The sequence below is a fragment of the Burkholderia sp. LA-2-3-30-S1-D2 genome (genome assembly GCF_001523915.2).
GTDB lineage: Bacteria > Pseudomonadota > Gammaproteobacteria > Burkholderiales > Burkholderiaceae > Burkholderia > Burkholderia diffusa.
Window position 1 is genome coordinate 193743 of sequence record NZ_CP013384.1, and the last position, 21277, is coordinate 215019.

Annotated in this window: 19 protein-coding genes and 1 riboswitch; of the genes, 16 read left to right on the forward strand and 3 right to left on the reverse strand. The window is 68.0% G+C overall.

Features of this window, described 5'->3' with window-relative positions; all coding sequences use genetic code 11:
- The first annotated feature begins 35 nt into the window (after positions 1 to 35).
- The 14 genes from cheY to metF all read left to right on the forward strand — a co-directional run bounded on the left by cheY (position 36) and on the right by metF (position 14508).
- The gene (cheY, locus tag WS66_RS13440; protein WP_006754880.1) at positions 36 to 431 is read left to right on the forward strand and encodes a chemotaxis response regulator CheY; all 396 of its coding nucleotides are present in this window, start codon (positions 36 to 38) and stop codon (positions 429 to 431) included.
- Between the two features lies 1 nt (position 432).
- Positions 433 to 1164, forward strand: a complete 732-nt coding sequence (gene cheZ, locus WS66_RS13445; RefSeq protein ID WP_059601920.1) for a protein phosphatase CheZ — start codon at positions 433 to 435, stop codon at positions 1162 to 1164.
- Between the two features lie 275 nt (positions 1165 to 1439).
- The gene (locus WS66_RS13450; protein ID WP_059601918.1) at positions 1440 to 1943 is read left to right on the forward strand and encodes a DUF2844 domain-containing protein; all 504 of its coding nucleotides are present in this window, start codon (positions 1440 to 1442) and stop codon (positions 1941 to 1943) included.
- 16 nt (positions 1944 to 1959) lie between these two features.
- Positions 1960 to 3213, forward strand: a complete 1254-nt coding sequence (locus WS66_RS13455; protein WP_059601916.1) for a DUF3443 domain-containing protein — start codon at positions 1960 to 1962, stop codon at positions 3211 to 3213.
- Between the two features lie 162 nt (positions 3214 to 3375).
- Positions 3376 to 3873, forward strand: coding sequence for a VOC family protein (locus tag WS66_RS13460; protein WP_059601914.1), 498 nt, complete (start codon positions 3376 to 3378; stop codon positions 3871 to 3873).
- 44 nt (positions 3874 to 3917) lie between these two features.
- The gene (locus WS66_RS34400; protein WP_236872967.1) at positions 3918 to 4616 is read left to right on the forward strand and encodes a DUF805 domain-containing protein; all 699 of its coding nucleotides are present in this window, start codon (positions 3918 to 3920) and stop codon (positions 4614 to 4616) included.
- Between the two features lie 326 nt (positions 4617 to 4942).
- On the forward strand, positions 4943 to 6142 hold the full coding sequence (flhB, locus tag WS66_RS13470) for a flagellar biosynthesis protein FlhB (protein WP_059601910.1): 1200 nt from the start codon (positions 4943 to 4945) through the stop codon (positions 6140 to 6142).
- Positions 6139 to 8241, forward strand: a complete 2103-nt coding sequence (gene flhA / locus WS66_RS13475; RefSeq protein WP_059601908.1) for a flagellar biosynthesis protein FlhA — start codon at positions 6139 to 6141, stop codon at positions 8239 to 8241. Before flhB ends, flhA begins: the two co-directional genes overlap by 4 nt.
- Complete coding sequence (gene flhF / locus WS66_RS13480; RefSeq protein ID WP_059601904.1) at positions 8238 to 9980, forward strand: flagellar biosynthesis protein FlhF; 1743 nt, start codon at positions 8238 to 8240, stop codon at positions 9978 to 9980. Before flhA ends, flhF begins: the two co-directional genes overlap by 4 nt.
- Complete coding sequence (locus tag WS66_RS13485) at positions 9973 to 10782, forward strand: MinD/ParA family ATP-binding protein (RefSeq protein WP_059601903.1); 810 nt, start codon at positions 9973 to 9975, stop codon at positions 10780 to 10782. The genes flhF and WS66_RS13485 overlap by 8 nt, the downstream gene beginning before the upstream one ends.
- Before the next feature lie 24 nt (positions 10783 to 10806).
- A complete protein-coding gene (locus WS66_RS13490; RefSeq protein WP_059452641.1) occupies positions 10807 to 11541 on the forward strand; it encodes an RNA polymerase sigma factor FliA in 735 nt (244 codons plus the stop codon).
- Between the two features lie 82 nt (positions 11542 to 11623).
- A riboswitch (S-adenosyl-L-homocysteine riboswitch) is annotated at positions 11624 to 11740 on the forward strand.
- 34 nt (positions 11741 to 11774) lie between these two features.
- The gene (ahcY, locus tag WS66_RS13495) at positions 11775 to 13193 is read left to right on the forward strand and encodes an adenosylhomocysteinase (protein WP_059533465.1); all 1419 of its coding nucleotides are present in this window, start codon (positions 11775 to 11777) and stop codon (positions 13191 to 13193) included.
- Positions 13194 to 13299: 106 nt separating this feature from the next.
- Positions 13300 to 13653, forward strand: coding sequence for a phage holin family protein (locus tag WS66_RS13500; protein WP_006477367.1), 354 nt, complete (start codon positions 13300 to 13302; stop codon positions 13651 to 13653).
- Between the two features lie 24 nt (positions 13654 to 13677).
- Positions 13678 to 14508, forward strand: coding sequence for a methylenetetrahydrofolate reductase [NAD(P)H] (gene metF, locus WS66_RS13505; RefSeq protein WP_059601901.1), 831 nt, complete (start codon positions 13678 to 13680; stop codon positions 14506 to 14508).
- Positions 14509 to 14595: 87 nt separating this feature from the next.
- Here the strand turns inward: metF and WS66_RS13510 are convergent, their stop codons facing one another.
- Both WS66_RS13510 and WS66_RS13515 read right to left on the reverse strand, forming a co-directional pair.
- On the reverse strand, positions 14596 to 16074 hold the full coding sequence (locus WS66_RS13510; RefSeq protein WP_059601900.1) for an amidase: 1479 nt from the start codon (positions 16072 to 16074) through the stop codon (positions 14596 to 14598).
- An 81-nt stretch (positions 16075 to 16155) separates the two neighbouring features.
- On the reverse strand, positions 16156 to 16848 hold the full coding sequence (locus WS66_RS13515) for a dienelactone hydrolase family protein (protein ID WP_059601898.1): 693 nt from the start codon (positions 16846 to 16848) through the stop codon (positions 16156 to 16158).
- Positions 16849 to 17118: 270 nt separating this feature from the next.
- Here WS66_RS13515 and WS66_RS13520 point away from each other — a divergent pair, with 270 nt between their 5' ends.
- Positions 17119 to 18198 carry an NAD(P)H-dependent flavin oxidoreductase gene (locus WS66_RS13520; protein WP_059601896.1) on the forward strand — a complete coding sequence of 360 codons (1080 nt, stop codon included), beginning with the start codon at positions 17119 to 17121 and terminating at the stop codon, positions 18196 to 18198.
- Positions 18199 to 18617: 419 nt separating this feature from the next.
- The gene (locus tag WS66_RS13525) at positions 18618 to 19760 is read left to right on the forward strand and encodes a branched-chain amino acid ABC transporter substrate-binding protein (protein ID WP_059601894.1); all 1143 of its coding nucleotides are present in this window, start codon (positions 18618 to 18620) and stop codon (positions 19758 to 19760) included.
- Positions 19761 to 19861: 101 nt separating this feature from the next.
- Here WS66_RS13525 and WS66_RS13530 read toward each other — a convergent pair whose 3' ends face one another.
- Complete coding sequence (locus tag WS66_RS13530) at positions 19862 to 21076, reverse strand: MFS transporter (protein ID WP_059601892.1); 1215 nt, start codon at positions 21074 to 21076, stop codon at positions 19862 to 19864.
- Positions 21077 to 21277 lie beyond the last annotated feature (201 nt).

Sequence of the window (21277 nt, forward strand, 5' to 3'; positions counted from 1 at the left end):
GGCCCCGACGGTAACGAATCTGCAAAGGAACGACGATGGACAAGAGCATGAAAATCCTGGTGGTGGACGATTTCCCGACGATGCGCAGGATCGTCCGCAACCTGCTCAAGGAATTGGGCTACACGAACGTCGACGAAGCCGAGGACGGCGCTGCCGGCCTCGCGCGGCTGCGCGGCGGCGGCTTCGACTTCGTGATCTCCGACTGGAACATGCCGAACCTCGACGGCCTCGCGATGCTGAAGGAAATCCGCGCGGACGCGACGCTCACGCACCTGCCGGTGCTGATGGTCACGGCGGAGTCGAAGAAGGAGAACATCATCGCGGCCGCGCAGGCGGGCGCGAGCGGCTACGTCGTGAAGCCGTTCACGGCCGCGACGCTCGACGAGAAGCTGAACAAGATCATCGACAAGATGGCCAAGGCCGGGAGCTGACGTGAACGAGCCGATCCATGCGGCGCTTGCCGGCGCGGCAATCAACGCCGACGGCCACGCCGAAGGCGCCGATTACGCGAGCGACCGGATCCTCGCGCGCATCGGCCACGTCACGCGCACGCTGCGCGATTCGATGCGCGAGCTCGGGCTCGACAAGCATGTCGAGCGCGCGGCGGAAGCCGTGCCCGATGCGCGCGACCGGCTGCGCTACGTCGCGACGATGACCGAGCAGGCGGCCGAGCGCGTGCTGAACGCAATCGAGGTCGCCAAGCCGATGCAGGAGCGCATCCAGAACGAGGCCGAGGCGCTCGATGCGCGCTGGGCGCAGTGGTATGCGGCACCGATCGAGCACGCGGAAGTGCGCGAGCTGATGGACGACACGCGCACGTTCCTGCGTGCGCTGCCGGAGGCGGCGTCGGCGACCAGCGCGCAGTTGCTCGAGATCATGCTCGCGCAGGATTTCCAGGACCTGACCGGGCAGGTGATCAAGAAGATCATGGACATGGTCTACCTGATCGAGCAGCAGCTGCTCACCGTGCTCGTCGAGAACATCGCACCCGAGCGGCGCGAGCAGTTCGCGGCGACCGCGGCCGCGCTCGCGGCCGAGCAGATCAGCGCGACCGGCAGCCCCGAGTCGCTGCTGAACGGGCCGCAGATCGCGCCGGAAGGCAAGTCCGACGTCGTGCAGGATCAGGCGCAGGTCGACGATCTGCTTGCGAGCCTCGGCTTCTGAACCTGCCCATCGCATCGGCGCCGCGCCCGATCGCGGAGCGGCCCGGTGCGCGTGGCTTTCACGATGCTGGTCACACGAGCCCACACGTGCGGGTCGTGCCGCACATCATGTTGCGTCGCGTCAAGCCGCGTTGATTTGACACTCCGACACACTCCGCAGGCATACTACGCGTCAGCAGCAATGAAGCGTCATTCTTAAGACTTTCATTTGTTGACTGGCGGCGCCGGATCCGATGGCGGCGCGCCGGCAACGAAGCCAGTCCCTTGGGGGGGAACGTGAAGCTGAAACGCTTGGGCTGGGCCGCCGCGCACGCGACGGCCGCAATGGGTGTGCTGTGGGCCGTCCACGCACAGGCCGAACTGGGCGGCGCGCCGATGTCGCCTCCGGCGGACGATCACGCCGCCACGGTGCGCGCGCTGCAGCGCGCGATGCGCTCCGCCGACGGCGCGCAGGCGAACGCGGCCGCCTACACCGTCCGCGAGATCACGCTCGGATCGGGCACCGTCATCCACGAATACACGACCGCGGCCGGCACCGTGTTCGGCCTCGCCTGGCGCGGGCCGAGCATGCCGGACCTCGAGTCGCTGCTCGGCAGCTATTTCCCGCAGTACACCGCCGGCGTCCAGGTCGCGCATGCGGCGGGCGGCTGGCGCGCGCCCGTGTCCGTCGATACGAGCGGCCTCGTGATCCGCACGGGCGGCCACATGGGCGCCTTCGCAGGCCAGGCGTGGCTGCCGGCGGCGCTGCCGGCCGGCCTGTCCGGCACCGACATCCAGTGACAGCGGGAGAGCGATCTTGCGAATTCATCGTACCTTCAAGCGCTGGCTCGGCCTGCTGAGCGTCGCGGCCGTGACGGCCATGCTCGTGACCGCCTGCGGCGGCGGCGGTGACAACAACGGCGGGAGCGGCGGCAACAGCGGCGGCAACAGCGTGTCGGACGGCAATACGGCGAACACGGCCGTGATCACGGTCGGCACCGGCGTCGCGCATGTGATCAACATTCCGACCGTCAACGTGAAGATCTGCGTGCCGGGCACGACGAACTGCCAGGTGGTCAACAACGTGCTCGTCGATACGGCATCGTACGGGCTGCGGCTGGTCAGCAGCGCGCTGTCGTCGGGTGTGTTGAACAACCTGCCGCAGACGACGAGCGGCGGCGCACCTGTGGCCGAGTGCGGCAAGTTCGTGTCGAGCTTCACATGGGGCTCCGTGCGCACCGTCGACCTGTCGATCGGCACCGAGCAGGCGGGCTCCCTGCCGGTGCAGATCATCGGCGATCTCGGCACCAGCAACGTGCCGAGTTCATGCTCGAACAACGGTGCCCGAACGTCGGCCAACACGGCCAGCGATCTCGGTGCGAACGGCATCCTCGGCATCGGGCCGGCGCCGGTCGACTGCGGCACGAGCTGCGCGACGTCGACGTCGGCAACGTCCAACAACTACTACGCGTGCCCGAACGGCAATTCGAGCTGCACGGTGGCGCTGGTGCCGGTTGCGCAGCAGGTGGCCAACCCGGTCCATCGCTTCGCGACCGACAACAACGGCGTGATCGTGCAGATGCCGAACATCTCGAGCAGCGGGCAGGGCAGCGCGACGGGCCTGCTGACGTTCGGGATCAATACGCAGAGCAACAACGGGCTCGGGGCGTCGACGGTGCTGACGTCGACGACGACGGGCGACGTCGATGCGACGTTCCTCGGCGGCAGCGTGACCGCGTTCTTCGATACGGGTTCGAACGCGTACTTCTTCAACGATTCGTCGCAGACGAGGTGCTCGACCAATACGCAGTTCTACTGCCCGTCGTCGACGACCACCTACACGGCGACGCTGACCGGCAAGAACGGGACATCGGGCGGCGTGTCGATGCCCGTCGCGAACGCCGATGCGCTGTTCGCGAATTCGTCGACGTTCGCGTTCAACGACATCGCCGGCCCGTTCGGCCCAGCCGGGTGGCTCGATCTCGGCATGCCGCACTTCTACGGCAAGACGATCTACTTCGGGATGGATCGGACCGGCACCGGCGGCGCGCAGCCTTACGTCGCGTTCTGACCGCGCACGAACGGCGGCAGCAAAAGGGGGCGAGCGATCGCCCCCTTTTTTTGTCTTCGCTGGCGGCGACGCACTACGCTTCGGGCAACCGCGCCGTGCCCGCACAGCGCCTACGATATAAGACCGGCACCGGTGCCGGCACGACATCGAGGAGACAGCGCCATGAGCCAGCGTATTCAACGCATCACGCCGTTTCTGTGGTTCGACCACGACGCCGAGGCGGCCGCGAACTTCTACGTGTCGGTATTCGACGACGCGCGCATCCTGCACGTCGCCCGCTACGGCAAGTCGGGTGCGCAGGCGTCGGGCCAGGCGGAGGGCGCGGTGATGACGGTGTCGTTCGAACTGGACGGGCAGGCGTTTCTCGCGCTGAACGGCGGCCCGGCGTTTCCGCTCACGCCGGCCGTGTCGTTCGTCGTCAACTGCCGCGACCAGCAGGAGATCGACCGCTACTGGACGGCGCTGGCCGAAGGCGGCGACGAGCGCGCGCAGCAGTGCGGCTGGCTGCGCGACCGCTTCGGCGTGTCGTGGCAAGTGGTGCCCGTGCAGATGCCCGAACTGATGGCGGGCGATCCGGCACGTGCCGAGCGCGTGATGGCGCAGGTGATGAAGATGAAGAAGCTCGATCTCTACGTGCTGGAGCAGGCGGCGGCAGGCTAGCGCGAACGCCGGCCGGCACGCGCCGTTTTCGACGTGCGCACGCGATGCCCGGCGATATTCCCGGCCGGCCGGTAAATGCGCGACGAACGATCGATTCGATTATCGATCGCGGTGCGTTTCATGCTGGTGTAATCAAGTCATGGATTATCTGGTCGTTGTTTCCATCCGGACGTCGCGATTATAAAAATGACGTGACATGCCCGCGGGCGATACGGCATGCCGCCGCTGAAGCCGCGCCAGTTATGCCAGAGCCGGCGTGCGAGCCGGTCGGCACGCGAAAAGAGATGCAAGGCTCGGAAATTCAAACTTATAATGCCCGCGATGTTTCCGGGGTCGCCGATATAAAACATGAGGGCAATAAAATGAATTTCACCGAGGCTGTTCGTTCCGCATTCAATCAATATGCGAAATTCGAGGGCCGCGCGCGCCGTGCCGAATACTGGTATTTCGCGTTGCTGACCAGCGTCGTGTCGATCATCTGCCAGGTGATCACCATGGCGGGGCGCGACGCGAGCGCGCTTTCGCTGCTGTTGATGATCGTCGCGGCCGTCGTGTCGCTCGCGCTGGTGCTGCCGAGCCTCGCGGTCACCGTCCGCCGCCTGCACGATACGGGTCGCTCCGGCTGGTTCCTGCTGATCGCGCTCATTCCGATCGTCGGCGGGATCCTGCTGCTCGTGTGGATGTGCTCGCGCGGCACCAACGGCCCGAACCGTTTCGGCTCGGATCCGATTCCGGTGATCTGAGCGCCGCCCGCCCCGACGCGCGACGCCGTCGCGTCGGGGCGGGCCGACGATCGCTCCACGGCCGCTTCGATCTCCCGATTCCCCGCCTTACCCCTTCATCCGCTTCACCGCGCCCGACCGCGAACGCGGTTTCCACCGCCTCCCGGCCCCCCCGCGCCTGCCCGCGACCGCCCGCGACCGCCCGCGACCGCCCGCCGCACCGGCTCGCCCGATTCTCCGAAATACCCCCCTTTCCCGGCTTTGCTCGACCGATCGGCGTTTGACGTGCGCATGAATAATCGGTGTCACTGGAAAGCGGCATTTCGCCGTACCCGACTGGAGGCACCGTGGCAGACGAGAGCGATCTCGACAGAACCGAAGCCGCCACTCCGAGGCGCCGCGAGAAGGCGCGCGAGGAGGGGCAGGTCGCGCGTTCGCGCGAGCTGGCTTCGTTCGCGCTGCTCGCTGCCGGGTTCTACGGCGCGTGGCTGCTCGCGGGTCCGTCGGGCGCCCATCTCCAGACGATGCTGCGCGGCGCGTTCGCGTTCGATCGCGCGACCGCGTTCGATACGCACCGGATGCTGTCGGCGGCCGGCAGCGCAAGCGTCGAAGGTCTCGCCGCGCTGCTGCCGATCCTCGCGCTCACCGGCCTCGCCGCGCTGCTCGCGCCGATGGCGCTCGGCGGCTGGCTGATCTCGCAGAAGACCTTCGAACTCAAGTTCGACCGCCTGAACCCGATCGCCGGCCTCGGCCGGATGTTCTCGATCCAGGGGCCGATCCAGCTCGGGATGTCGCTCGCGAAGACGCTCGTTGTCGGCGGGATCGGCGGGATCGCGATCTGGCGCAGCAAGGACGAACTGCTCGGCCTCGCGACCCAGCCGCTCGGCTCGGCGCTCGCGGACGCGCTGCATCTGGTCGCCGTGTGTTGCGGCACGACGGTCGCCGGGATGCTGGTGGTCGCCGCGCTCGATGTGCCTTACCAACTCTGGCAGTACAACAAGAAGTTGCGCATGACGAAGGAAGAAGTGAAGCGTGAGCATCGCGAGAACGAAGGCGATCCGCACGTGAAGGGCCGCATCCGCCAGCAGCAGCGCGCGATCGCGCGGCGCCGGATGATGGCCGCCGTGCCGAAGGCCGACGTGGTCGTCACGAACCCGACGCACTTCGCCGTCGCGCTGCAGTACACGGACGGCGAGATGCGCGCGCCGAAGGTCGTCGCGAAGGGCGTGAACCTCGTCGCCGCGCGCATCCGCGAACTCGCGGCCGAGCACAACGTGCCGCTGCTCGAAGCGCCGCCGCTCGCGCGTGCGCTGTATCACAACGTCGAACTCGAACGCGAGATTCCCGGCTCGCTGTACTCGGCCGTCGCCGAAGTGCTCGCGTGGGTCTACCAGCTGCGGCGCTTCCGCTCGGAAGGCGGCGCCTTCCCGGCTGCGCCGATCGATCTCGACGTGCCGGCCGAACTCGACAAGGGGTCGTCGGTATCGGCCGACGACGAGCGTGAGGAAGCCGAAGACACGCTCGGCAAGCAAGGAAACGCAGCATGAGCACCCCGACCACCGGCTTCTTCGCCAAACGCCAGAATCCGTTTGCAGGCACCAACCTGCGCGCGCTCGCGGGCCCGATCCTCATCTGCATGATCCTGGGGATGATGATCCTGCCGCTGCCGCCGCTGCTGCTGGATCTGCTGTTCACGTTCAACATCGCGCTGTCTGTGATGGTGCTGCTCGTGAGCATGTACACGATGAAGCCGCTCGACTTCGCGGCGTTCCCGAGCGTGCTGCTGTTTTCGACCCTGCTGCGCCTGTCGCTGAACGTCGCGTCGACGCGCGTCGTGCTGCTCGAGGGCCACACCGGCCCGGACGCCGCCGGCAAGGTGATCGAGGCGTTCGGCCACTTCCTCGTCGGCGGCAACTTCGCGGTCGGCATCATCGTGTTCGTGATCCTGATGATCATCAACTTCATGGTGATCACCAAGGGCGCGGGGCGGATCGCCGAAGTGTCCGCGCGCTTCACGCTCGACGCGATGCCGGGCAAGCAGATGGCGATCGACGCCGACCTGAACGCGGGCCTCATCAACGAAGAGCAGGCGCGCAAGCGGCGCCTCGCCGTGTCGCAGGAAGCCGAGTTCTACGGGTCGATGGACGGTGCGTCGAAGTTCGTGCGCGGCGACGCGATCGCGGGCCTGATCATCATGGCGATCAACGTGATCGGCGGGCTGATCGTCGGGATGGTGCAGCACGACATGTCGTTCGCCGCGGCCGGCACCAACTACACGCTGCTGACGATCGGCGACGGCCTCGTCGCGCAGATCCCGTCGCTCGTGATTTCGACGGCGGCCGGCGTGATCGTGTCGCGCGTCGCGACCGACGAGGACATCGGCACGCAGATCACCGGCCAGTTGTTCACCAACCCGCGCGTGCTGACGATCACCGGCGCGATCATCGGGCTGATGGGGCTGATCCCGGGCATGCCGCACTTCGCGTTCCTCGCGCTCGGCGGGGGCGCGATCTGGCTGGCCCGCACGCAGGTCCGCCGCGCGGCGGCCCGCGTGGCGGCCGGTGACGTGACCGAGATCGCACCGCCCGCCGCGCTGCCGGGCGACAGCCACGAGGCGACCTGGGACGACGTGCAGCTGATCGATCCGCTCGGCCTGGAGGTCGGCTACCGGCTGATTCCGCTCGTCGACAAGAACAGCGACGGCGAACTGCTCAAGCGCATCAAGAGCATCCGCAAGAAATTCGCGCAAGAGATCGGCTTCCTGCCGCCGGTGATCCACATCCGCGACAACCTCGAACTGCGGCCGAACGCTTACCGGATCGCGCTGAAGGGCGTCGAGATCGGCGCGGGCGAAGTGTTCCCGGGCCAGTGGCTCGCCATCAATCCGGGCCAGGTGACGGCCGCGCTGCCGGGCGCCGTGACGCAGGACCCGGCATTCGGGCTGCCGGCCGTGTGGATCGACGTCGCGATGCGCGAGCAGGCGCAGGTGTACGGCTACACGGTCGTCGATGCGAGCACGGTCGTCGCGACGCACCTGAACCATCTGGTCGTCCAGCACGCGGCCGAACTGCTCGGCCGCCAGGAAGTGCAGGCGCTGGTCGAGCGCACCGGCAAGGACGCGCCGTCGCTCGTCGAGGACCTCGTGCCGAAGACGATCTCGCTGACGACGCTGCAGAAAGTGCTGCAGAACCTGCTCGAGGAAGGCGTGCCGATCCGCGACATGCGCACGATTCTCGAGGCCGTGTCCGAACACGCGGGCCGTGGCGACGCGTTCGAGATCACCGCCGCGGTGCGGCTGTCGCTCGGCCGCGCGATCACGCAGCAGTGGTATCCGGGCTCGGGCGAGATGCAGGTGATGGGCCTCGATTCGAATCTCGAGCGCGTGCTGTCGCAGGCGCTCGCCACCGGCGCGAACCCGGGCCTCGAGCCCGGCCTCGCGCACAACCTTCTGACCGGCACGCAACAGGCGATGCTGCGTCAACAGAATCTCGGGCTGCCGCCGGTGCTGCTGGTGCAGCACGCGCTGCGCGCGATGCTCGCGCGTTTCCTGCGCCGCAGCCTGCCGCAACTGAAAGTGCTGTCGTATGCCGAAGTGCCGGACACACGCACGATCAAAGTCGTTAACGTCATCGGGGGTTCCGCTTGAACATTCGCAAATTCACCGGCGCGACCAGCCGCGACGCGCTTCGCCTCGTGCGCGAGGCACTCGGCGCCGACGCCGTCGTGCTGTCGAACCGCACGCTCGATGACGGCAGCGTCGAAATCGTCGCACTCGCCGACTCGGATCTCGCCGCGGTCACGCCGCCGGCCGCCGTCCGGGCGCGCACCCTCGCGCCGCGCGCGGCGGAATCCGTGCCGGCAGCGGCCGTTCCGGGCATCGTGTCGCGCCCCGGTGCCGCGCTCGCGCGCCCGGCCGTCAATCCGTATGCGGCAAGCGAAGGCGGCCTCCCGGACGTGTTTTCGTCGGTGTTCGGCGCGAGCGCCGAAGCGACGGAACCGGCCGCGCAACCGACCGCCTTCGACGCCGCCACGGACGCGGCATCGCCTGCGCCCGCTGCCGGCACGCCGGCGGCAGCGTCCGAACCCGCGCCGTGGCTCGTCGAGCACGCGAAGCGCCTGACCCAGCAGCGCGAAGCGCTGATCGCCCGCGCGCAGGCCGCACCAGCCGCGCCGCAGGCACCGGCCCGCGCGCAGCAGGACGCCGCGCCCGCGACGCCGGCCGGCTGGGCGCGCGACATCGTGCGCGACGCCGAACGCCGGATGCCGCCGGCCGCTGCTGCTGCCGCCATGGCCCGCCCGAGCGAAACGAGCGCCGCGAAGCCGGCCGAACGCACGCGCCTGTCCGCGGAAGCCGCGGCCGCGGTGGCGGATGCGGTGAAGACGCGCATCGAGAGCATCGTCAACGACACCGTGATGCACGAGCTCGGCGCGATGCGCGGGATGATGGAAGAGCAGTTCGACAGCCTGATGTGGCACGACCGCCAGCGCCGCAGCCCGGTGCACGGCGCGCTGACCAAGCATTTGTTCTCGGCCGGCTTCTCCGCGCAGTTGGTGCGCATGCTCGTCGACAACCTGCCGTCCGGCGACGACGCGCAAACCTTCGAGCAGGCCGCCGAATGGGCGCAGTCGGTGCTCGCGGCGAACCTGCCGGTGCTCGAGAGCGAAGACGCGCTGATGGAGCGCGGCGGCGTGTTCGCGCTGATGGGGCCGACCGGCGTCGGCAAGACGACCACCACCGCGAAGCTCGCCGCGCGTTGCGTGATGCGCTTCGGCGCGAGCAAGGTTGCGCTCCTGACCACCGACAGCTACCGGATCGGTGGCCACGAGCAGCTGCGCATCTTCGGCAAGATCCTCGGCGTGCCCGTGCACGCGGTGAAGGACGCGGGCGATCTCGAGCTCGCGCTGTCCGAGCTGCGCAACAAGCACATCGTGCTGATCGACACGATCGGCATGAGCCAGCGCGACCGCGCGCTGTCCGACCAGATCGCGATGCTGCACGGCGCGAACGCGCCGGTGCAGCGCCTGCTGCTGCTCAACGCGACGAGCCATGGCGACACGCTCAACGAGGTTGTCCAGGCCTACCGCAGCGCGGCCGAGTATCCCGATCTCGCCGGCTGCATCCTGACCAAGCTCGACGAGGCGACCCACCTCGGCGGCGTGCTCGACACGGTGATCCGGTACAAGCTGCCCGTCCACTACGTGTCGACCGGCCAGAAAGTGCCGGAAAACCTGTACGTCGCATCGACCCGGTTCCTGCTGAAGAGCGCGTTCTGCGTGCCGCGCGACGGCTCGCCCTTCGTGCCGCAAGACGAGGACATGCCGACGCTGCTTTCCGCCCTGACCGCACGTTCCACCGCCGAGCTGCACGAGGTGCGATTTGGATAAACGGATCATCGATCAGGCCGAAGGGCTGCGGCGCCTGCTGGCCGGGCGCGCGTCGCGCATCGTCGCGGTAACGGGCGGGCCGGCGGGCGTCGGCTGCACGACGACCGTCGTGAACGTCGCGGCCGCGCTGGCCGCGCTCGGCAAGGACGTGCTCGTCGTCGACGAGCGCGCCGACGTGCATTCGGCCGCGGCGACGCTCGCGGGCGCCTGGCTGCGCGACGGCGAACGCACCCGCGTCTCAGCCGGATTCGGCCTGTGCGCGGCCGCGCGGGACGGCTACAGCGATTCGCAACTGAGCGACTTCATCGACGGCCAGGCCGACATCGTGCTGGTCGACGCGCAGCTCGGTGCCGACGGCACGTTCTCCCCGCTCGCGCGCGAGGCGCACGACGTGCTGATCGTCACGCGGGTCGCCGCGCAGGCGATCACCGAGGCGTACGCGTGCATGAAGCGCCTGCATTTCGCGCACGCGGTCGCGCAGTTCCGCGTGCTGACCAATCACGTCGGCAGCCACGCCGACGCCAGGACCGCATTCGACAACCTCGCGGGCGTCGCGAGCCGCTACCTGACGGTGTCGATCGCCGACGCCGGCTGCGTGAGCGCCGATCCGCTCGTCGAGCATGCGCGCGACCTGATGCACACCGCGGTCGACGCGTTCCCGTCGTCGGTCGCCGCGCGCGATTACCGGCAGATTGCCGCCGACCTGCTGTACTGGCCGATGCGCCCGTGTTCGGGCGCCGGCCGGGCCGTGCATGCGGGCGGCAAGCCGTCGTACGAGGCGGGTGCGGCACACGCCGCGTGAGCGCCACAGGAAGGAGAGAGAGCCATGATGTACAACGCTCAAGGAAAGATGACCCAGGCCGACGTGCTCGCGCAATATGCGCCGCTCGTGCGGCGCCTGGGGCTGCAGCTCGTCGCGAAGATGCCGGCGAGCGTCGATCTCGACGACCTGATCCAGGCCGGCATGATCGGCCTGATGGACGCGGCCGGCCGCTACAAGGAAGACCAGGGCGCGCAGTTCGAGACCTACGCGACCCAGCGCATCCGTGGCGCGATGCTCGACGAGTTGCGCAGCAACGACTGGCTGCCGCGCAGCCTGCGCAAGACGTCGCGCGAGGTCGAGTACGCGGTGCACCAGGTCGAGCAGCAGCTCGGCCGCTCGGCGAGCGAGACCGAGATCGCGCAGCACCTGAAGATGCCGCTCGACGAATACCAGGGGATGCTGCAGGACCTGCACGGCAGCCAGCTCATCTATTACGAGGATTTCGATCGCGCGGCCGACGACGAGCCGTTCCTCGACCGCTATCGCGTCGATCACGCCGATCCGTTGTCGTCGCTGCTCGACGAACACCTGCGCGAGGCGCTCGTCGAAGCGATCGAGCGGCTGCCCGAGCGCGAGAAGCTGCTGATGTCGCTGTACTACGAGCGCGGGCTGAACCTGCGCGAGATCGGCGCGGTGCTCGAGGTGAGCGAATCGCGCGTGTGTCAGCTGCACAGCCAGGCCGTCGCGCGCCTGCGCGCACGGTTGCGCGAACAGGCATGGGTCGGCGCCGAGAACTGACCCTTTCATGATGCCCGCGCGCCGACGCCGCGCGCGGTGCATGGCGCGCATTTCCCGCGCCGATTTGCTACAATCCCTCCCGTTTTCCGAGGAGCGTTGCGACGGACCATCCTGCGTCCGCCAGGCTCGGAAAGCTTCACCAAGCAGCCGTGCGGCATCATTCGCGCCGGCCCCGCTTCCTGAACGGCGCTCACGTCACCAATTTCTAGAACTTTTTTAGAAAGGAGGGCGTGATGAACGCCATTATCGATTCCCAGGCTTCCAAGGATTACATCGTCGCCGACATGGCGCTTGCCGGCTGGGGCCGCAAGGAACTGAACATCGCCGAGACCGAAATGCCGGGCCTCGTGCAGATCCGCGACGAATACAAGGCGCAGCAGCCGCTGAAGGGCGCGCGCATCGCAGGTTCGCTGCACATGACGATCCAGACCGGCGTGCTGATCGAGACGCTGAAGGCGCTCGGCGCCGATGTCCGCTGGGCGTCGTGCAACATCTTCTCGACGCAGGACCACGCCGCTGCCGCGATCGTCGAAGCCGGCACGCCGGTGTTCGCGTTCAAGGGCGAGTCGCTCGACGAATACTGGGAGTTCTCGCACCGCATCTTCGAATGGCCGAACGGCGAATTCGCGAACATGATCCTGGACGACGGCGGCGACGCAACGCTGCTGCTGATCCTCGGCTCGAAGGCCGAGAAGGACCGTTCGGTGATCGCGAAGCCGACCAACGAGGAAGAAGTCGCGCTCTTCAAGTCGATCGCGAAGCACCTCGACGCCGATCCGACCTGGTACTCGACGCGCCTCGCGCACATCAAGGGCGTGACCGAAGAAACCACGACCGGCGTGCATCGCCTGTACCAGATGGAAAAGGACGGCCGCCTGCCGTTCCCGGCGTTCAACGTGAACGACTCGGTCACGAAGTCGAAGTTCGACAACCTGTACGGCTGCCGCGAGTCGCTCGTCGACGGCATCAAGCGCGCGACCGACGTGATGATCGCGGGCAAGGTCGCGGTCGTCGCGGGCTACGGTGACGTGGGCAAGGGCTGCGCGCAATCGCTGCGCGGCCTGGGCGCGACCGTGTGGGTCACGGAAATCGATCCGATCTGCGCGCTGCAGGCGGCGATGGAAGGCTACCGCGTCGTGACGATGGAATACGCGGCCGACAAGGCCGACATCTTCGTGACGGCGACCGGCAACTACCACGTGATCAACCACGATCACATGAAGGCGATGCGCCACAACGCGATCGTCTGCAACATCGGCCACTTCGACTCGGAAATCGACGTCGCGTCGACGCGCCAGTATCAGTGGGAAAACATCAAGCCGCAGGTCGACCACATCATCTTCCCGGACGGCAAGCGCGTGATCCTGCTGGCCGAAGGCCGCCTCGTGAACCTCGGCTGCGCGACCGGCCACCCGTCGTTCGTGATGTCGAACTCGTTCGCGAACCAGACGCTCGCGCAGATCGAACTCTTCACGCGCGGCGAACAGTACGAGAACAAGGTGTACGTGCTGCCGAAGCATCTCGATGAAAAGGTCGCGCGCCTGCACCTCGCGCGCATCGGCGCGAACCTGTCCGTGCTGTCGGACGAGCAGGCTTCGTACATCGGCGTGCAGAAGGACGGCCCGTTCAAGCCGAACCACTACCGCTACTGATGCACCGCCGCCGCCGCGCCGCACGCGCCCCGTAGCGGGCGTGCGCGGTGCGGCGGCCGGCCGCGGTCACCGACCGACCAGATCGACAACCGAACCGGAGCCCTCCATGAGCGTCATCCTCACCTGGGTCATCAACGCCCTCGCGCTGCTGATCATCACGTACCTCGTGCCGTCGATCCACATCAAGAGCTTCGGCACCGCGCTGATCATCGCGGTCGTGCTCGGCCTCATCAACACGGTGATCCGTCCGGTGCTGATCCTGCTGACGCTGCCGGTCACGATCGTCACGCTCGGGGTGTTCATCCTCGTCGTGAACGCGTTGTGCTTCTGGTTCGCGTCGTCGCTGCTGAAGGGTTTCGAGGTGTCGGGTTTCTGGTCGGCGTTCTTCGGTTCGATCCTGTACAGCATCGTGTCGTGGCTGCTGTCCGCGCTGATCTTCGGGCAGCGCGACATCGGCTGACGGCCGCGCCCATTCTTGCGAATCATGAAATCGATCGAACTCTCGTTTGAATTCTTCCCGCCGAAGACGGCGGACGGCGTCGAGAAGTTGCGCGCGACGCGTGCGCAGCTGCTGCCGCTGAAGCCGAAATTCGTCTCCGTGACGTTCGGCGCCGGCGGCTCGACCCAACAGGGCACGCTCGATACCGTGCTCGACATGCAGAAGGACGGCCTCGAGGCCGCGCCGCACCTGTCGTGCATCGGCTCGTCGCGCGACAGCCTGCGCGCGATCCTCGACCAGTACCGCTCGCACGGCATCCGCCATATCGTCGCGCTGCGCGGCGACTTGCCGTCGGGGATGGGCGAGGTCGGCGAGCTGCGCTATGCGTCCGAGCTCGTCAGCTTCATCCGCGCCGAGCATGGCGACTGGTTCCACATCGAAGTCGCCGGCTATCCGGAATACCACCCGCAATCGCGCTCGCCGAAGGCCGATCTCGAGAACTTCGCGCGCAAGGTGAAAGCCGGCGCGAATTCCGCGATCACGCAGTACTTCTTCAACGCCGACGCGTATTTCCGCTTCGTCGACGATGCGCGCAAGCTGGGTGTGGACGTGCCGATCGTGCCGGGCATCATGCCGATCACGAACTTCTCGCAGCTGATGCGCTTCTCGGAAATGTGCGGCGCGGAAGTGCCGCGCTGGGTCGCGCGCCGGCTCGAAAGCTTCGGCGACGATCGCGACGCGATCCGTGCGTTCGGCGCGGATGTCGTCACGAGCCTGTGCCAGCGCCTGATCGACGCGGGCGTGCCGGGTCTGCACTTCTATACGCTGAACGCGGCGACCGCCACGCGGACGATCTGCGAACGGCTCGCGATGTAAGCGCCATCACGCGGTTGCACGTGCAAAAGCCCCGCCGGTCCTGCCGGCGGGGCTTTTTTTCGATGTTTGCGGAAGCGGCCGCGCGCGTCAGCGCTGCGCCTGCATCAGCGGCGGACGCCGGTCGAACCACGGCCGCGCCTGTTCGAGCTGACGCGCGAGTTTCAGCAGCAACGCCTCGTCGGCGTGGCGGGCGACGAACTGCACGCCGATCGGCAGGCCGCGCGCGTTCCAGTAGAGCGGCACCGACATCGCCGGCTGGCCCGTCAGGTTGAACAGCTCGGTGCAGCCGGCCCACGCGAACGCCTTCTCCGAGGCCTTCGCGAGCATTTCCCGCAGCAGCGGTTTGACCGGCAGCGCGCCGAGCAGCTTCATCTGCGCGGCTTCGAGCGGCGTCGGCTGCAGCTCGCCGATCTTGACCGGCGGCCCCGCGAGCGTCGCGCACAGGATCGCGTCGTAGCGCGACACGAGGCCCGCGACCTGCACGGTGAGCTGGCGCTGCCATTCGAGCACGTCCGGCAAGCGCGCGCGGGCGATGCGCCTGCCGACGACGGCCATCGCCCACGTCGCCGGTTCGAACTCCGCGCGCTTCGGCGTGCGCCCGGTCACCGCGCGCGCGCCCAGCACCATCTCCTCGGCGATCGTCGCCCACAGCGTGAGAAAGGTTTCGGCCGCGCGTGCGTAGTCGATGTTCAGCGTCGCCGGCTCGACGTGATGACCGAGCGATTCGACGAGCGCGGCCGCGTCGTCGAGCGCCGCGCGCGTGTCGTCGGAGAGCGCCGACGCGAGCATCGGGTCGACGACGAGGCCGATCCGCAGCGGCCCGGGCGGTGTGTCGAGCTCGCCCAGAAAGGTGCCGGGCGCGCCGGGCGGCTGCGTCTGGCCGGTCGTCACGTCGAGCAGCAGCGCGCTGTCGCGCACGCTGCGCGAAACCGCATGCTGGACGACCAGCTCGCCGTTCGACGGCAAGTCGACCAGCACCGGATTGCGGCTCGGTTTCAGGCCGAACAGCCCGCAGCACGACGCCGGAATCCGGATCGAGCCGCCGCCGTCGGACGCATGCGCGAGCGGCACGATGCCTGCCGCGACGGCCGCGGCCGCGCCGCCGCTCGAGCCGCCGGGCGTGTGATCGAGGTTCCACGGATTGCGGCACGCGCCGAACAGTTCGGGTTCGGTGTACGGCATCTGGCCGATTTCCGACGTGTTGGTCTTGCCGAACACGTTGAGTCCCGCCGCGCGGCTGCGCGCGATCACCGGTGAGTCGTCGGCGGGGACGAAGTAGCGATAGTGGCGGCTGCCCATCGACAACGGCAGCCCCGCGACCGCCGCGCCGAGATCCTTGACCAGATACGGGACACCCGCGAACGGCGCATCGGTGCTGGTAGCGATGGCCGATTCCGCCCGCTTGCGCGCATCGTCGTAGTCCTGCAGCACGATCGCGTTGATCGCGCCGTTTACCGCTTCGGCCTGGCCGATCGCGGCGTCCAGCAGTTCGCGCGGGCTCGCCTTGCGCTCGTGCACGAGTGCGGCAAGCCCGATCGCGTCATGCGCGAGATAGTCCGAGTGCATCGCAGTCACCCCCGTTGTGACCCGTGGCGATGAAAGGAGGATAACGCGGGCCCGACGCGCCGGGCCCGCTGCCGGCCGCCGTTACACGTGCTCGGCGAGGAACTTCAGCGTGCGGCCGTGCGCGAGCGCCGACGCGCGCTGGTTGTACGACGCGCGATCGGTGCAGTTGAAGCCGTGTTCGGCGCCCGGATAAAGGTGGAACGATGCGTTGTGGCGGCCCGCGAACGCGGCCTTCACCTGCTCGACCGCGTCGAGGGGGATTCCGTGGTCGTTCTCCGCGTAGTGGAACAGGATCGGCTGCGTGACCTTGCCGGCAAGGTCGAGCGCATTCTGGATACCGCCGCCGTAATAGGCGACCGCCGCATCGACCTTGCCGGCCGCGGCCGCGCGGTACGCGAGCTGGCCGCCGAAGCAGTAGCCGATCGCGGCGACCTTGCCGGCGACTTCGGGGCGCGCGCGCAACGCGTCGGCGGCCGCGCCGATATCCGCGACCGCGAGACCGACGTCGGTCTTCTTCATCAGCTCGATGCCCTTGTCGCGATCGGCGCCTTCGTAGGTCAGTTCGACGCGCGGCTGCGTGCGCCAGAAGACGTCGGGCGCGAGCGCGACGAAGCCGTCGGCCGCGTACTGGTCGGCGACCGCGCGGATGTGCGCGTTAACGCCGAAGATCTCCTGGATGATGATGACGGCGGGGCCCTTGCCGCGCTTGGGCAGCGCGAGATAGCCACCGAAGCTGTCGTTACCGGTCGGGATGTCGATCCATTGGGCAGTCACGTTGGAACTCCTGGCGAACGGGTGCGCGACGTGCGCACCGAGGATGGAAAAAAGGGCGGCCTAGTGTGCCACCAATCCGGTGGCGCTGCAGCGCGCAAGCGGCGCGCCTGGCGGGGGTGCGCGCGTGTCGAATCCGCGTCTCGGACCCGCTTCTCGCGCAGCGATCGTTTCGATCTCGATTATTCATTTTTCGGCGATGCGCCGCTTCGATAGAGTCGATGTGTAGGCCTTTACAAAGCGCTTTCGCACATCGTCATCGAAGGATTCGCCATGTCCACCCGTGCATTTTCCACGCCGTTTTCCGAGCGCTTCGGCCTGCGCCTGCCGCTCGTGCAGGCGCCGATGGTCGGCGCGACCACGGCCGCGATGGTCGCGGCCGCATCCAGTGCCGGCGCGCTCGGCAGTCTCGGCGCCGGCGCGTTCGAGCCGGATCGTCTCGCGACCGAAGTCGCCGCCATTCGCGCGGCGACCGCGCGTCCGTTTGCCGTGAACCTGTTCGTGTTGCCCGAGGCCGTGCCCGACGCGGCGACCGTCGCACGTGCGCTTGCCGCGATCGATCCGTTGAACGCGACGCTCGGGCTGCCGCCGGGCACCGCGCCCGCGCGCTATGCACCCGACTTCCGCGCGCAATTCGACGCGCTCGTCGCGCTGCGCGTGCCGGTCGCAAGCTTCACGTTCGGCGTGCTCGACGCGGCCGACGTCGCGCGCCTGAAGGCCGCCGGTACCTACGTGATCGGCACCGCGACGCACGTCGCCGAAGGGCTCGCGTGGCAGGCGGCCGGGGTGGATGCGCTGTCCGCGCAGGGCGCCGAAGCCGGCGGCCATCGCGGTACCTTCATCGGCTCGGCCGACGATGCGCTGATCGGCACGCTCGCGCTGGTGCCGCAGCTCGTCGATGCGACCGGCCTGCCCGTGCTCGCCGCGGGCGGCATCATGGACGGCCGCGGGATCGCCGCCGCGCTCGCGCTCGGCGCGCAGGGCGCGCAGCTCGGCACCGCGTTCCTGACCTGTGCGGAAAGCGCGATCGCGGCGGACTGGAAAGCGCGGCTGCTCGCGAGCGCCGATACGTCGACGCAGGTCACGCGCGCGATCACGGGCCGCCATGCGCGCGGATTGCGCAATACGCTGATGATGCGGCTCGGCGAACGCGTGGCCGACGCCGCGCCGTATCCGGTGCAGAACGCGCTGACCCAGCCGCTGCGCCAGGCCGCCGCGCGCGCGAACGACGGCGACTACCTGTCGCTGTGGGCCGGGCAGGGCGCACCGCTCGCGCGACGGCGCGCCGCCGCGCTGACGACGTCGCAACTCGTCGACGCGCTCGACGCGGAATGGCGCGTAACGGCCGCCTGACCGCCCCGTATCGAAGCGAGAAAAGCGCGTGTTGTCACGCGCTTTTCATTCAATGATCCCGCGCACAAAATACCGAATCGAAATGACGCGGGAACGCTTTGAATCAACCTTTCATCCGGTCGTCCGAAATTAGCGGAAACCCTTATCTGGTGGGGCTTGCAGCGAATTCGAGGATTCATTCCAAAGCGCCCGTATCGGTAGTGTTACCACTACCCCAAAAAAGTCCCACAAATTAATTTGATCACCTACACTTGCGCGCAAGTACGGGCGGGCGGCCGCTACAAGCGGCTGTTTCCCTACGTGCTTGAGGCCAAGTGCATGAACGATGCAACCGGCGAATCGTCCAGTGAATGCAAACACAGGGATGGCAGCGGGGCACCGGGCGATGGCGTTTTTTGGGACCGAAACTGGAGACTTACATGAATATCAAGATGCAAAAGCTGTTGCCGATCACCGCAGCTGCGATGCTGTGTGCTGCAGCTGCAGGCAACGCAGCCGCCGATCAAGTCGTCAAGATCGGCCACGTCGCGCCGTTGACGGGCGGCATTGCACACCTGGGCAAGGACAACGAAAACGGCGCGCGTCTCGCAGTCGAGGAGATCAACGCCAAGGGTCTCACGATCGGCGGCCAGAAAATCACGCTGCAACTCGACCCGCAGGATGACGCGGCCGACCCGCGCCAGGCCACGCAGGTTGCGCAGAAGCTCGTCGACGACAAGGTCGTCGCGGTGGTTGGCCACCTGAACTCGGGCACGTCGATCCCGGCCTCGAAGATCTACAGCGATGCGGGCATCGTGCAGATCTCGCCGTCGGCGACCAACCCGGCGTACACGCAGCAAGGCTTCAAGACCACGTATCGCGTGGTGGCGACCGATGCGCAGCAGGGCCCGGCACTCGCGAACTACGCGCACTCGAAGGGCATCAAGAGCGTCGCGGTGGTCGACGATTCGACCGCATACGGCCAGGGTCTCGCGAACGAGTTCGAGAAGAAGGCGAAGGCGCTCGGCCTGAAGGTGATGTCGCACGACGCGACCAACGACAAGGCGGTCGACTTCCGCGCGATTCTGACCAAGATCAAGGGCGAGAATCCGGACGCGATCATGTACGGCGGCATGGACGCCACCGGCGGCCCGTTCGCGAAACAGGCAAAGCAGCTCGGCCTGCGCGCGAAGATCTTCGCGGGCGACGGCGTGTGCACGGAAAAGCTGGCCGACCTGGCCGGCGACGCGACCGACAACGTTGTGTGCTCGGAAGCCGGTGCTTCGCTCGAGAAGATGGCGGGCGGCGCGGCGTTCAAGGCGAAGTACGAGAAGCGCTTCGGCCAGCCGATCCAGATCTACGCACCGTTCACGTACGACGCCGTGTACATCATCGTCGATGCGATGAAGCGCGCGAACTCGACGGACCCGGCGAAGATTCTCGCGGCGATGCCGGCGACGAACTACTCGGGCGTGATCGGCACGACGACCTTCGACTCGAAGGGTGACCTGCGGCACGGCGTGATCTCGCTGTACAACTACAAGAACGGCAAGAAGTCGCTGCTCGACGAAGTGAAGATGTAAGCTGAAAAGCGGTCGACAGAAGGGGTGAAGGCGCGCCTGCGGCAACGCAGGCGCGCTTTCTTTTTGGCGATCTCGCAGCGGGTGGCCGGCTCGCCGCGCGGTCAGATCTTCAGGTGCGCAAGCACCTTCGGCGCGACGGCCGCGACGAGCGCCGCGCACAGCGCGACGACCGACAGGCCGATGGTCAGGTTCACGGCCTGCGCGACCGCACCGATCACGACCGGACCGAACAGCAACCCGAAATACGCGAGTCCGGCCACGTGCGCGAGCCCTTCGGCCGCGTGGATGCCTTTGACGCGCGCGGCGGCGGCGAACAGCACGGGCATCATGTTCGCGAGGCCGAGGCCCATCAGCGTGAAGCCCGTCAGCACGGCGATCGGGTTCGGCAGCAGCAGCGCGCCGATCATCCCGGCGCACGCGAGCGACGCGCTCGCGAACACGAGCTGCGGTGCGCCGAAACGCGCGCGCACCGCGTCGCCCGCGAAGCGCGCGATCGCCATCCCGCCGGAGAATGCTGCATAGGCCGCGCTCGCGAGCGCGGGGCTCGCCGCGACGACGTCGCGCATGTAGACCGTCGCCCAGTCGTACATCGCCCCTTCGGCGATCAGCGCGATCAGCGCGATGCCGCCGAGCATCCACAGCGCGGGCGAGCGCCAGCGGTTGCCGCCGCCGTGCGCGTGTTCGTGATGCGGCACGTGCGGCAGCACGGCCGGGCTCGCGACGAGCAGCACGGCCGCGCTGACGGCCGCCGCGAGCGCGAGATGCACGGCCGGCGCCATACCGGCCGACAGCAGCGCGCCGCCGGCCGCCGCCCCCGACATTCCGCCGATGCTGAACATCCCGTGCAGCGACGACATGATCGGCTTGCCGAGCGCGATCTCGACCGCGCTCGCCTCCGCGTTCATCGCGACGTCGAGCGTCGCCATCGAGAAGCCGAACACCGCGAGCACGACGAGCAGCATCCAGTAATCGGGCACGGCGAGGATCAGCGCCGCGCACGCGGCCATCACGAGCCCGCCCGCGAGGCACGCGGTGCGCGAGCCGACGCGCGCGATCCAGCGCGCGATCGTGAGCATCGCGGCGATCGAGCCGCCCGCGACCGCGAACAGCGCGATCGACAGCAGCCCCGGGCTCAATGCGAACTTGTCGCGCACGGTCGGCACGTGCACGCCCCACGACGCGTACATCATGCCGGCGATGAAGAACAGTGCCATCGTGGCCGTGCGTGCGCGCTGGCGGACCGGCAAGGCCAGCAGGCGATGCGCGTCGGGCGGCGCGGCGAAGTCGGACGAGGATCGGGAGGAGGTTTCGGACACGGAGCGCTCTTGAATGGACGATGCGCGGGCGCGTCGCGCCCGTCGGATGGGTCCGATTCTATCGAACCGCTTACGGTCTTGCCGGCGTGCTGGCCGTTGGGCCGATCAGGCTTCGGCGCGCACGCCGCTTGCGCGGTCCGCGTCGGTCATCCGGCCGATGCCCGGCGGGACGCCGCCGCGAGTAACATCGGTGCGCAGGCG

Bases quoted from the DNA above. Each gene is read 5' to 3' on its own strand.
- cheY (WP_006754880.1), top strand. From the start codon at position 36: ATGGACAAGAGCATGAAAATCCTGGTGGTGGACGATTTCCCGACGATG.
- WS66_RS13460 (WP_059601914.1), top strand. From the start codon at position 3,376: ATGAGCCAGCGTATTCAACGCATCACGCCGTTTCTGTGGTTCGACCAC.
- WS66_RS34400 (WP_236872967.1), top strand. From the start codon at position 3,918: ATGCCCGGCGATATTCCCGGCCGGCCGGTAAATGCGCGACGAACGATC.
- flhA (WP_059601908.1), top strand. From the start codon at position 6,139: ATGAGCACCCCGACCACCGGCTTCTTCGCCAAACGCCAGAATCCGTTT.
- WS66_RS13490 (WP_059452641.1), top strand. From the start codon at position 10,807: ATGATGTACAACGCTCAAGGAAAGATGACCCAGGCCGACGTGCTCGCG.
- ahcY (WP_059533465.1), top strand. From the start codon at position 11,775: ATGAACGCCATTATCGATTCCCAGGCTTCCAAGGATTACATCGTCGCC.
- WS66_RS13500 (WP_006477367.1), top strand. From the start codon at position 13,300: ATGAGCGTCATCCTCACCTGGGTCATCAACGCCCTCGCGCTGCTGATC.
- metF (WP_059601901.1), top strand. From the start codon at position 13,678: ATGAAATCGATCGAACTCTCGTTTGAATTCTTCCCGCCGAAGACGGCG.
- WS66_RS13510 (WP_059601900.1), bottom strand. From the start codon at position 16,074: ATGCACTCGGACTATCTCGCGCATGACGCGATCGGGCTTGCCGCACTC.
- WS66_RS13520 (WP_059601896.1), top strand. From the start codon at position 17,119: ATGTCCACCCGTGCATTTTCCACGCCGTTTTCCGAGCGCTTCGGCCTG.
- WS66_RS13525 (WP_059601894.1), top strand. From the start codon at position 18,618: ATGAATATCAAGATGCAAAAGCTGTTGCCGATCACCGCAGCTGCGATG.